The following is an 11,998-nucleotide window of genomic DNA, read 5'->3' on the forward strand; positions in this document are numbered from 1 at the left end:
ACCAGCCGGGCGGGCAGCCCGGGAAAGGTGACAACCGCCAATGAGATTCGTGACCTACGCCGACGCACGTGGCTCCCACGCCGGTGTGCTGTCCGATGACTCGATCTACGGGCTGCCGGCAGGCGTGTCGTTGCGGAGCCTGCTCGGCGATGACGGCGAGCAACTGCGCTCTGCCGGTGAGCGGGCCATGCGCGACCCCCGCGAAGTCGTTGCCCTCGATCAGGCGCACCTGCTCGCACCCATTCCGGATCCGCCGACGGTGCGTGACTTCATGACCTTCGAGAGCCATTACGCGGGTACACTGCTCGCGCTCGGCCCCGGGGCGACCATTCCGCCCGCCTGGTACAAGGCCCCGGCCTTCTATTTCACCAACCCCTACGCGGTGCGCGGCCCGAACGACGACATTCCGGTGCCTCCGGGGAGTTCGCGCTTCGACCTCGAACTCGAGGTCGCGGCCATCATCGGCCGCGGTGGCCGGGACATCGGCGTGCCGGACGCCGAGCGCCACATCGCCGGCTACTGCCTGCTCAACGACTGGTCCGCGCGCGACCTGCAATTCGAGGAAATGACGGTGCGACTGGGGCCGGCCAAAGGCAAGGACACGTCGTTGTCGCTCGGCCCGATGCTCGTCACCCCCGATGAGCTCGCGCCGTACCGATCGGGGACGTCTTTCGACCTGGGCATGACGGCCCAGATCAACGGCGTCACGATCGGAACCGATCGGTGGAACTCGATGCACTTCTCATACGCCGAGATGATCGCCTACGCCAGCCGCGGCACGGAGGTGCGCCCCGGCGACGTCCTCGGCTCCGGCACGAGCGGCGGCGGCTGCCTTGCCGAACTGTGGGGGCGCAAAGGACCGGACGCGCACGCTCCGCTGAGCCCCGGCGACGTCGTGACGATCTCGGTCGAGCTGCTCGGGACGATGACCTCGCGCATCGTCGCCTACGGCGACCAACCGCGGTAACCGTCGACCCATCCGGCGCCGCGCCGCGCCGCCTCCGGGCCGGCGCCGATGACCGGTCGTGTCCCACCGGCGGCCGTCGACATCGGCCACGGCGACCTGAGGCGCTCGGGTTGTCGCTCGTGCGAGGGACGGCGAGTGTCTGTCCAAGGGTGATTTTCGATGCCTCGGCCTTCCGTAGCGTCCTCCTCGTCGATGCGCGAGGTGTTCGCGCGGCTCACCGAGGAGGAAGCATGGCAGCCGAGGCCAACCACGAAGTCAGGTCCGCACCGCCGCGGTGGCTGCGGCCGATCGGGATCCGGCTGCTGGTCCTGCTCGTCCTGTTCGCGATGATCGACGGCGCCTTCGCGTGGCTCAACGTTCTGGCCGCGAAGAACCCGATCACCGGGCTGGCGTCCGGCGTCGCCACCGCGGCGGCCGCCCTCTTCGCGTACGCCAAGGTGACGGGCTGGCTGGAGCAGCGGGCGACACCGGAGGTCGCGTTGCGCAGTCTGCGACCGCAGTTGATCCGTGGCGTCGCGATCGGCGCGGGGCTGTTCACCGTGACCATGCTGCTGATCATCATCTGCAACGGTTACCGTGCCGGCTGGGGCTCCGTCGGCGACATGTTCGCGACGCTGGGCCTGATGACAGGCATTGCCACCTGCGAAGAGCTGCTGTTCCGCGGGGTGCTCTTCCGGATCGTCGAGGAGCGGGCGGGCACCGTCATCGCCGTGGTCGCGTCGAGCCTGCTGTTCGGCGGCCTGCACCTGATCAACCCGTCCGCCACGGTCTGGGGCGCGGTGGCGATCGCCATCCAGGGAGGTCTGCTGTCGGCCGCCTGCTTCGTGCTGACCCGCAAGCTCTGGCTGCCGATCGGATTCCACCTCGGCTGGAACTTCGCCGAGTCCGGCATCTTCGGTACCACGGTATCCGGCTCGCAGAGCACGGTCGGCGGTCTGCTGCACGGCATGACGCGTGGCCCGGCCATCATCAGCGGCGGCGAATTCGGCCCGGAGGCCAGCATCTTCGCGGTACTCGTCGGTGGCGTGGCCGCGCTGGTGATGCTCCGCATTGCCCACAAGCGGGGAAAATTCATCGATCCCACGTGGTGAGCTGTCACGCGGACGGTACCGGTAGGGGCGGTGGGAAGCATCGCCCCGCGGGCGCGACGGGCGGACCTCGGTCCGCGCCGTCGCGTGCCGTCTACGGCTCCGCCTCGTCCCAGTTCGAGGCGGTGTCAGATGTCGATGCCCTGCTCGATCTGCCGTAAGTGGTGGCGGGCGAGGGCGAGGTTGGCCCGGGCCTTGGTGAGGACGAGGTAGAGGAAGAGGCCGCGGCCGGACCGTCCGGTGAGCGGTCTGATGAGGTGGTACTGGTCGTTGAGCGTGACCAGGATGTCCTCGACCGACTCGTTCAGCCCGAGCATCTCCATCGTGCGCAGCTTGGCGCGGATCACGTCGGAGTTGCCGGCGGCAGCGATGGTCAGGTCGAGGTCCTTGCCCCCGCCGGCGATGCCGAGGGCCATCCCGCTGTTGTAGTCGACGAGGGCGGCGCCGAGCGCGCCGTCGATCTGCATCGCGTCCTTCAACGCGACGTCCATGTCCGGCATTGCGATGTCCTCCAGTGTCTCGCAGGGTGCTGCGACGTGACGGTGGCCGAGCCGCGGAGCCGAGCGTCGCGTATACCGCCGGGCAGTGGTCGCACACCGTGTCCGATGCGATGCACCGGATGCACAAGAAGCTGGAGTCATCGTGAACGCCGACTTGACAACTTCTTCAAGTGGACAAGTTGTCAAGCGCCGACCGCGGAAGCCGCGCTCGGCGACCGGTTCCTGCTAGCCTGCGAGGCCAGGACCGGGGCGGAGATGGTGACGACATGTCGGTACCGCTGTATCAGGCGAAGGCGGAGATGTTCCGCACGCTCGGCCATCCGGCACGCATCCGGGTCCTGGAGCTGCTGCAGCACGGTCCGCGACCGGTCCGCGATCTCCTGGCCGAGATCGAGATCGAGGCGTCCAACCTCTCACAGCAGCTGGCGGTCCTGCGCCGGGCCGGGATCGTCACCTCCTACCGCGACGGCCCGCTGGTGATGTACTCGCTGAGCACTCCCGACATCGCGGACCTGCTCGCCGTCGGCCGCAGGATCCTGGGACAGCTGCTGACCGACCGCGACGAGCTCCTCGTCGAGCTCCGCGCCCGCAACGAGTAACCATCCCGCCCGGCCACTCCCGGCAGCAGCGACAGCAGAGCGGGGAAGGCCCCTCACCGACCTTCCCCGCACCGATGGGGGAGTCAGCCGATCGGCTTACGGCCGGACGTGGTGTACATGCGGTGTCCGTGCAGGACCACGTCCGGGTCGCCCAGCAGTTCCTGGACCCGGTCGAGCTGGGCCGGGTCCAGGCCGCCGATATCGATGAGGTCACCGCGGGTCTGGTTCAGGGTCGCGGCGAGCAGCCGCGCGCCGGGGCCGCCGCCGGGCCAGCTGCGCGCCGCCACCGTGGTCTCCACCGAAACCAGGCCCTCCTCCCGCATCGCCGTGTACGCTTCCGCCGCCCACGCGCGGCTGTTGCCGTGCGCGTCCAGCACCTTGAGCACGGCGGTGTGGTAGTCCCGCAGCAGCGCCCGGTCCGCCCGGTCCGGCGCGAATGCCACCCACGACGCGGGCGGTTCGGACCAGAAGTCCTCGGTGACCAGGTATCCGCCCGGGGCGAGCGCCGCCGCCAGCACCGCCAGCACCTTGCGCCGCTCGGGCAGGTGGTTGAGCAGGAGCCGGGCGTGGATGACGTCCCAGCTTCCCGCCTCCGGAATCGCGTCGGTGGTGACGTCGTGGGCGATGACGGTCAGGCGCGGGTGCGCCGCGACTGGCCGGGGCGTGATGTCGGTCGCCAGGACGGTGCCGGTCGGGCCGACCTGTTCGGCCAGCCAGAGGGCGAAGCTGCCACCCCCGGCGCCGACCTCCAGGCAACGCTTCCCGGCCAGGTCCAGCAGCCCACCCACCCGCTGCCCGGACGCGCCGTCCAGCAGCTCGGCCAGCGCCGTATGGTGATCGCCGGCGTGGCCGGACGCGTTGCTGTACGCGTACCTGCTGGCGGTCATCAGGCGGCCGCCGGCGCGGTGCCGAGCAGGTCCCCGCGCACGATCTGCTCCGCCGTGAGCGGGGCGGTGAACAGGCCGGCGCTTTGCAGGAGCGCGATCGTCCGGGCCACCCGCGACGGTTCGAGCACGCCGATGGTGGCGCCCTTCGTCGGCAGCACATACGGCCGCATCAGCTTCAGCTCCGCCGCCGCCACGGCCGGATCCTGCGTCGGCTCCGACTTGTGCAGGATGTCGCCCGCCTCCTCCGGGTGGTCCACGGCGTACAGCAGGCCCTGCATCAGCGCGCCGGTGAACCGGCGCACCTGATCCGGCTGCTTCTCGATGAGCGCTTTCGGGGTGACCAGGACCGTGCCGAACAGGTCGTTGAGATAGGTGCTGTACGGCAGCACGGTCGCCTTGCGCCCGCCCGCCGCCTTCTCCACGGCCGGGACGCCGACCACGAACAGGCCGGCGCCGTCGATCTTCCCGCCGACCAGCAGCGAGTTCAGCGCCTGCGGGGTGCTGTTGACCCAGTTGACCTTCGACTGGTCGATGCCGGCGAGCCGCGCGTACGCGGGGAAGATGGTCTTCGGCGCCGCCCCGGTGGCCACGCCGATGGTGCGGCCCTCCAGGCTCTTCGGCGTGTTGAGCTTCCCGTCCAGGGTGATGATCGACAGCAGCGTCTGCTGCTGAATCGCCGCCACGATCTGGAACGACGTGTCGTCCCCCCGCGCATACCGGGTGAACGCCCCGGAGGCGTCGACCGCGGCGAATTGGGCCTTGCCCGACGTGAGCGCCTCGTGGTTGGCGTCGCCGGCCGCGCCCGCCTGGATCGTGACCTCCAGACCCGCGTCGCGGAAGAAGCCCTTCGCCTGGGCGACCCACGCGTACGACTCCCGCCCGAACGTGCCGAATCCGGTCAGGTAGGTGACCTTCTCGATCGGCTGGTCCTTCGACGCGGCGGCCGGCTTGTCGCCGCTGTCGCAAGCGGCCACCCCGCCCAGCAAAGCCGCACCAGCGGCGCCCACCAGCCCGGCGGTGAACCGCCGCCGGCTCAACCGCACCGGATCGACATCATGCAACACGACGAACCTCCTCTTTTCCATAGTCCGAGGTCGATGCAACCACGGATCCTTCAGTCCGCAGGCCAGCGCCCGAACCAGGGTGTTTCCCCGAGCTTCGGGACACGCGACCATGAATGTCGTCGTCGCGTGAGCACATTGTTTGCGCTCGCGTTCGACCGAAATGAATCAGTCAATATGAATGGCGAAATCCCGCACGCGGCTCAACGGCGAGCGGGCGCCCCGACAATCGGTGGCGATTCCGTGAGGAGAAGTTCGTGGAGCTCGGCCACGCATGACGCGACCTCCTCCAGATGCGAGTTGCGGCCGAAGGAGCGCGGGCGGGGGATCTTGACGTCGAGGATCTGCCGGACCCGGCCGGGCCGCGCGCTGAGCACGATCACCCGGTCGGCGAGCATGACCGCCTCCTGAATGGAGTGGGTCACGAAGACCGTCGTGCAGGTCAGCTCCATGTGAACCCGCTGCAGTTCGCCGGCCATCTCTTCCCGGGTCAGCGCGTCGAGCGCGGAGAACGGCTCGTCCATCAGCAGCACGCGGGGCTGCTGGATGAGCGCGCGGCACAGCGCCACCCGTTGCTGCATCCCGCCGGACAGCTCGTGCGGCAGGCGCCGCTCGAACCCGGCGAGGCCGACCGTGGCGAGCAGCTCGAGCGCCCACCGGCGGTGCTGGTCACCGCGTTGGCGGCGGATCTCGACCGGCAGCAGGACGTTGTTGAGGACGGAGCGCCACGGCAGCAGCGCGGGTCGCTGGAACATCATCGCGATGTCGGGTCGCGGTGCGGTGACGGGTGCGCCACCGACCCGGACCTGCCCGGCCGTAGGCGGCAAGAGACCGGCGATCAGCCTCAGCAGCGTCGACTTGCCGCAGCCGGAGCGGCCGATCACCGCGACGAATTCGCCCTCGTGGATGTCCAGGTTGATGTCGCGCAACGCCTCGACGGCGTGGCCCTTGCCACGGAACGTCCGCGACGCACCGACCAGCTCAATCATGATTCCGCCCCTGACCGACCGTTATCCACTGATTGCCCGTGCCCAGGGAATGAGGAGCCGTTCCAGCAGTACGATGAAATAGAACAATGCGATGCTCAGCAGGGCGAGCAGCGTGATGGCGGCGAAGGCCAGCGGTGTGTCGGCGGAGCCGCCGGAGAGGGCGACCACCGCGCCGAGACCATGCGCCGGATTGCTGTTCTCGGCAACGACGGCGCCGATGACGGCGAGTGGCAGGGCCACCTTGAACCCGACGAAGATCTGCGGCAGTGCCCATGGCAGGCGGATCTTCAGGTAGGTCTGCCAGCCGGACGCGGACAGCGAACGGCTCAGCTCGCCGAGCTCGGCCGGGGTGGAGGCGAGCCCGGCCATGGTCGCGACCACCACCGGGAAGAAGCAGATCAGTGCCACCAGGACGATCTTGGGATGCGGTCCGAAGCCGAGCCAGATCACCAGCAGCGGCGCGAGCGCCACCTTGGGCACCGAGTTCAGCGCGACGAGCAGGGGCAGCGTGGCACGCTCGATGGTCCGCGACGCGGCCAGCACGATCGACACCACGAGCCCGGCGACCATGGCGATCCCGAAGCCGATGAGCGTCTCGGTCAGCGTGGTCCAGGTCTCCCGCAGCAGGTAGCTCGGCGATCCGCGGAACGACGTGACGATGTCCGGTGGCGCCGGCAGGAAGAAGGGTCTGATGTGAAAGACCACCGTGATCGCCCACCAGACGCCGATCGCGGCGGCCGCACCGAGCAGCGGCGGCCCGCTTGCCGAGATCCGCTGGAGCCAGACCCATTCCCCCGCCTCCCCGGCGCCTTTGGTCCCGATGCCCAGGCGCGCGGCGCCGCCGTCCGGCATGCCGTCGGCCGGTTGGTAGAGGTCGACCTCGTCGGTGCTCATGGACCTTGGCTGCTCCGTTCTGGAGATCGGCTCGTGTCGTTGGGGTCAGGCGACGAGTCGCCAGCGGCCGCCGCGCGCTACCAGGACGGTGAGCGACTGCGGCGTCAGACCCGAGTGGTTTTCCGGGGCGAGCCGGATCGGACCGGTCAAGCCGTCGAACTGCGCCGTTTCCATGGCGGCGCGGATCGCCGTGCGGTCCGTCGAGCCGGCCCGGCCGACCGCGTCGGCGATGAGCTGAACGGCATCGGCGGCGAACGAGGCCTGCGCGTAGTAGGAGCCGTACCGTGCGGTGTAGTCCTGGAACCACTGCTTGCGGGCGGCCTTGGCCGGCGTCGTGGCGATCACGTCGTCGATGGCCAGCGTCTGGGTGAACACGAGGGTGGCGTTCTCCGCGGACGCGGCGGCCGAGGCCGGGAGAAAGAGATCCCCGGCGGCGCTGGCATCGAGGTAGATCTGTCCCTTGAACCCGGCGCCGCGCAACTCGGTGATCGCGAGCCGCGCCTGCGCGGGGAATGCCATCACGACGACCGCTTCCGGCGCGGTCTTGACCTGGGTGATGGTGCGAACGGCCGGCCCGAGATCAACGTCGGTGGGGTTCACCTGGGCGACCGGACCCACGTGGATCGGCGAGCCGTCCAGCTCATGGATCATCGTCTCGCGGGCGCCGGTGCCGTAGGCATCGGTCGTGGTCAGCAGCCCGATCGTGCGCACCGCCGGGCGCGCGCGGCCGAGCTCCTCGAACAGCGTGGTCGCATCCTGGTCGACGTTGGGCGCCAGCTTGAAGATGAACTGCCGCTCGCTGACCGGCGCATCGACCTGTGACGACGGCGCCAACGCGACGGTCGGCAGGCGCTTGTCGTTGATGGCGGGTGCGGCGGCGACCACGCACTCGACGCAGACGCCCATCACCGCGGCGGTGACGCCGGTATTGCTGCCGAACTCGGTCATCTGCGAAGTCGCGACCGAGGCGTCGCCGCGGTTATCCCGCACATCGAGCCGGATTGTGTGGCCACGCAGGGCACCACTGTCGTTGAGCTGATCGACCTTGAGCCGCAACGCCTGCTCGTATGCCGTTCCGATTTCGGCATTGGCGCCAGTCAGTTCAATGCTGGCCCCGACAACGATGTCGCCCCGGTTGTCGGAGGTCGTTTCGGTGGAGGTGCAACCTGCGGCGAGGAGCAGCGACAGGGCCGGCGTCAACACGAAGATGCGCTTGCCGCGCAACTCGGCCTCCCAGGTGACAGCACCGTCTCCAGGCACGCCAGATCGGTGTTGGATAGCGGGACCTTTTGTGCGCGCCGTCGCGCCGAGTAGCCGGGGGACGGCCGCCTGATCGGCTCATACCTAACCAACCGGAGTCGATCGGGTCAAGCCGGGGGTCCGCTCGAACCTCGTCGGAACGGCCAGCCTTTACTCAAGCTGAAGCTCAGTCTTACTTACATGGCGACATCCGATTACTTATTACACCCGTTAACATTATGCGGCAATGTGCGTCTGTCCTGGTGAACTGTGACCCGAAGAGCGGACGGCGGCTTTTGTCCGATATTCCGAATTTGTTCCGGCGGATCAAATTCGTGGTTCGGCTGGGTTTCCTCAATGGGTTGGCACGTGATGAAATCCTTCGGTCACGCGCCGATCAGGCTTACCAGCCGACCACATGCGCGGGTCGGTTCTTATGGCGGCAGGACAACAACGCCGGCGTCGATTACGAGTCTGCGGGGATGGTGCATGTCCTCTTCGGGAACGCCGGTGCGGCGGCGGTCGGTATTTCGGTCATTGAGTCCAGCGAATGCCAGGATCAGGTCCAAGCTTGGACTCATCCTTGTGGTGCCGATCGCGGCGATCCTGACCCTCACCGCGCTACGCCTCGTCGACGCCACTTCGCGGGCGACCGACGCGAGCCGGGTCGGCGCCCTCACGACGTTGTCCGCGAACGTCTCGCAGGTCGCCCACGAGGTGCACCGGGAGCGCATGGCCGCCGCCGCCCTGCTGGCCGCGCCGGCGCCCGCGGTGAGCGACGCCTTCAACCGCCAGACCAGGGCCACCGACGTGGCGATCGCCGACTACACGGCCCGGCGCGGGAAGCTCCCTGCGGTACCGGGCGACGTGCAGCAGCGGCTGAACCGCATCGACGAGCAGATCGCCGACATCGGCAAGGTCCGGCAGGTGGTCAACGCCCGCGGGGGATCGGTCCCACAGGTCATCCTGCGGTACGGCGTCGTCATCGACGACCTCGTCGCATACCGCGAAGCGCTCAGCCAGGTCACCGGCAATCAGGGACTGTCCGACGCCCTGCGCGCCGCCGGGGCCTTCTCGAAGGCCAAGGCCGGACTCGACGACGAGCAGGCCCTCGCGTTCACCATGCTCCAGGCGCACAGCACCGACGAACAACAGCTCGGCTCGCTGCTCGTGACGCTCACCGTGCAGCAGGAGTCGTTCATCACGTTCTCGCTCGCCGCCAACGTCGACCAGCGGCAGATCGTCGCCTCGGCCATCACCGGCGACGCCGTCGAGCTCGCCGACGAGGTCACCGGCCAGCTGCGCCGGTCGACCACACAGACAATGGGGCTGCGGCTGGAAGACGCGATGTCCTCGCTCGGCGCGGCCGACAACCTGATGCGATGGGCCGAGCAGCGTCTGGACACCGCCCTCAGCACGGACGCGAGCGATGCCGCCGTCGCCGTGCAGCGTCGGGCGTTGATCGAGTCGATCGTCGTGGTCGTGGTGCTGGGCATCGTCATCGCGCTCGCGCTCGTCATGGCGAGGTCGATGATCGGATCGCTGCGCCGGCTGCGGCAGGCCGCGTTCGCCGTCGCCGAGATCGACCTTCCCGAGACGGTGAACAAGCTGCGCGACGCGCAGAACGTCGGCGAGGACACCCCTGAACAGCTCGCCCGTCAGGTCCACGATCCGATCGAGCTGCACACCCGCGACGAGATCGGTGAGGTCGCCCGCGCGTTCAACATGGTCCACCGGGAAGCGGTCCGGGTCGCCGCCGAGCAGGCGGTGCTGCGCACCAGCGTTTCGGCCATGTTCCTCGGCCTGGCCCGGCGCAGTCAGACCCTGGTCGACCGGATGATCGGCCAGCTGGACCGCATCGAGCGCACCGAAGAGGACCCCAAGCGCCTGGCGGAACTGTTCCAGCTCGACCATCTCGCCACGCGGATGCGGCGCAACGACGAGAACGTGCTCGTGCTCGCCGACGCCGACTCGACGCCACCCCGCAGTGACAACGCGCCCCTCGCCGACGTCATGCGCGCCGCACAGTCCGAGATCGACATGTACGAGCGGGTCGAGTTCGGCACCGTCGACGAAGACGTGCTCATCGCGTCGCGTGCGGTCAACGACGTCGTCCGCCTGCTCGCCGAGCTGTTCGACAACGGTGCGCGCTTCTCACCGCCGACCAGCATCGTCGTCGTTGAGGCGCGCCGCGTCGGCGACCGCGTGCTCGTCCAGGTCGAGGACGCCGGCCTCGGCATGAGCCCGGAGACGCTGGTCAGCTACAACACCCGGCTGGCCGCACCGCCGGCAATCGACATCGCCACGTTCCGCATGATGGGTCTGGCCGTCGTGGGCCGCCTGGCACACCGGCACGGCATCACCGTCCAGCTCCGTGACCGCTCCGGCGCCGGCACCATTGTGGAGGTTCTGCTGCCTGCGGCGGCTCTGATCCTGCCGCAGGCACGGACCTTTCGCCAGCTCCCGTCCGGGCCGTCGGGCAACGGCAGCAGGCCGGGGCTCGGTGCGCATCCGTATCCGCCGGCCGGTCCGCCCGGCGTCTCGCGGCCCGCGCCGTTCGCGACCGTAACCGGACGCGGCATGTCCGGGGCTCCGGTCCGCACGCCGCCGCCCGTGCCGCCGCGGTGGCCGATGACGGCGAACCCGGTCCCTGCTCCCGCGACCGTCAGTGCACCGCCCGAAAACCGGTGGGCCGACCTGCTGGCCGAGCCACTCGTGGCCGGACCGGGCACCGACTCGTGGCCCTTGCACGACGAGACGACCGAGCTGCCGATATTCCGCGAGATCGAGGCGGTGTGGTTCGAGACCCACGCCGACCGCGACGTCGAGGCGCCGACGGTCGTGCTCGTGTCGGCATCCGCGTCCGCGGGCGCGCCGGCCTCACCGCCGACGCAGTCCGGCGCGAGCGGCCCGCCCCCGGACACCTCGGCGGCGGCGTCGGCGTCGTCCCGATCGCAGCCGCACGGCGCCGAGCGCCCGGCCGCGGCGGCCGCCGGCACGATCCCGCCCGGCGGCGGGCACGGTCCGGGCGCGACCGGTGGACCGGGCGGAGCCGCGTCCGAGCCCCGCGCGTGGCGCACCCGCGCCGACGAGGGTTGGGCCGCCGCGCGTGCCGCCGCCGAACCGGTCGTCGCCAGTACCACCCGGTCCGGCCTGCCCAAACGCGCTCCGCAGGCACAGTTGGTGCCCGGTGGCGTGGCGTCCGAGCCGGCAACCGAGATCCGGCGGACCGCGGACGAGGTGCGAGGGCTGTTGTCGTCGTATCACCGGGGCGTGCGGCGTGGCCGGGCCGTTATCGGACTTGACGGTACCAATACAGATGGCGGCCTTCCGCCGGTAAAGGGGAATGGTTGATGACCGGGCCCGGGGTAATGGCGGACCTCAGCTGGCTGCTCGACAACTTCGCCGACGAGATCACCGGGGTCGCGCACGTCGTTGTGGTGTCCTCGGACGGCCTGCTGCTCGCCGCATCGCGCGATCTGCCGGCGGATCGCGCCGATCAGCTGGCCACGATCACGGCGGGTCTGGTCAGTCTCGCCTACGGGACGTCGCGGAACTTCGACGGCGGAAACGTCCAGCAGACGATCGTGCACATGACCGCGGGGTACCTCATCGTCATGTCGATCGGCGACGGTTCGGCACTCGTGGTGCTGGCGGCCCGCAACACCGACGTCGGCCACGTCGGATACGAGATGACGCTGTTGGTCGACCGCGTCGGCAAGGCGCTCATGCCCGAGCCGAGGAATACCGTCGCGCGGTAGCGCGAGTCAACGT

At 69.5% G+C, this 11,998-nt stretch carries 10 protein-coding genes and 1 pseudogene; 5 read left to right on the forward strand and 6 right to left on the reverse strand.

The window, feature by feature from the left end:
- Positions 1–49: 49 nt before the first annotated feature.
- Both ACQPXD_RS11970 and ACQPXD_RS11975 read left to right on the forward strand, forming a co-directional pair.
- Complete coding sequence (locus ACQPXD_RS11970; protein WP_432837701.1) at positions 50–967, forward strand: fumarylacetoacetate hydrolase family protein; 918 nt, start codon at positions 50–52, stop codon at positions 965–967.
- Positions 968–1,116: 149 nt separating this feature from the next.
- The gene (locus ACQPXD_RS11975; RefSeq protein WP_432837703.1) at positions 1,117–2,058 is read left to right on the forward strand and encodes a lysostaphin resistance A-like protein; all 942 of its coding nucleotides are present in this window, start codon (positions 1,117–1,119) and stop codon (positions 2,056–2,058) included.
- A 125-nt stretch (positions 2,059–2,183) separates the two neighbouring features.
- Here the strand turns inward: ACQPXD_RS11975 and ACQPXD_RS11980 are convergent, their stop codons facing one another.
- Positions 2,184–2,555 carry a hypothetical protein gene (locus ACQPXD_RS11980; protein WP_432837705.1) on the reverse strand — a complete coding sequence of 124 codons (372 nt, stop codon included), beginning with the start codon at positions 2,553–2,555 and terminating at the stop codon, positions 2,184–2,186.
- 266 nt (positions 2,556–2,821) lie between these two features.
- Between ACQPXD_RS11980 and ACQPXD_RS11985 the strand changes: the two genes are divergently transcribed.
- Entirely contained in the window at positions 2,822–3,154 is a 333-nt protein-coding gene (locus ACQPXD_RS11985; RefSeq protein WP_432837707.1) for an ArsR/SmtB family transcription factor, read from the forward strand.
- Positions 3,155–3,237: 83 nt separating this feature from the next.
- Here ACQPXD_RS11985 and ACQPXD_RS11990 read toward each other — a convergent pair whose 3' ends face one another.
- The 5 genes and pseudogenes from ACQPXD_RS11990 to ACQPXD_RS12010 form a co-directional block, all read right to left on the reverse strand.
- The gene (locus ACQPXD_RS11990; protein WP_432837709.1) at positions 3,238–4,041 is read right to left on the reverse strand and encodes a class I SAM-dependent methyltransferase; all 804 of its coding nucleotides are present in this window, start codon (positions 4,039–4,041) and stop codon (positions 3,238–3,240) included.
- A complete protein-coding gene (locus ACQPXD_RS11995) occupies positions 4,041–5,105 on the reverse strand; it encodes an ABC transporter substrate-binding protein (protein ID WP_432837711.1) in 1,065 nt (354 codons plus the stop codon). Before ACQPXD_RS11995 ends, ACQPXD_RS11990 begins: the two co-directional genes overlap by 1 nt.
- Positions 5,106–5,305: 200 nt before the next feature.
- Positions 5,306–5,983, reverse strand: a pseudogene (locus tag ACQPXD_RS12000) (ABC transporter ATP-binding protein); the annotation flags it as partial.
- 129 nt (positions 5,984–6,112) lie between these two features.
- Complete coding sequence (locus tag ACQPXD_RS12005) at positions 6,113–6,985, reverse strand: ABC transporter permease (RefSeq protein WP_432837713.1); 873 nt, start codon at positions 6,983–6,985, stop codon at positions 6,113–6,115.
- A 45-nt stretch (positions 6,986–7,030) separates the two neighbouring features.
- Complete coding sequence (locus ACQPXD_RS12010) at positions 7,031–8,209, reverse strand: ABC transporter substrate-binding protein (RefSeq protein WP_432837715.1); 1,179 nt, start codon at positions 8,207–8,209, stop codon at positions 7,031–7,033.
- Between the two features lie 600 nt (positions 8,210–8,809).
- On the opposite strand from ACQPXD_RS12010, the gene ACQPXD_RS12015 reads away from it, so the two are divergent.
- Positions 8,810–11,578 carry a sensor histidine kinase gene (locus ACQPXD_RS12015; protein ID WP_432837716.1) on the forward strand — a complete coding sequence of 923 codons (2,769 nt, stop codon included), beginning with the start codon at positions 8,810–8,812 and terminating at the stop codon, positions 11,576–11,578.
- On the forward strand, positions 11,578–11,985 hold the full coding sequence (locus ACQPXD_RS12020) for a roadblock/LC7 domain-containing protein (protein WP_432837718.1): 408 nt from the start codon (positions 11,578–11,580) through the stop codon (positions 11,983–11,985). The genes ACQPXD_RS12015 and ACQPXD_RS12020 overlap by 1 nt, the downstream gene beginning before the upstream one ends.
- Positions 11,986–11,998 lie beyond the last annotated feature (13 nt).

Source organism: Dactylosporangium sp. CA-092794 (assembly GCF_050948465.1).
In the GTDB taxonomy this organism is placed as follows: domain Bacteria; phylum Actinomycetota; class Actinomycetes; order Mycobacteriales; family Micromonosporaceae; genus Dactylosporangium.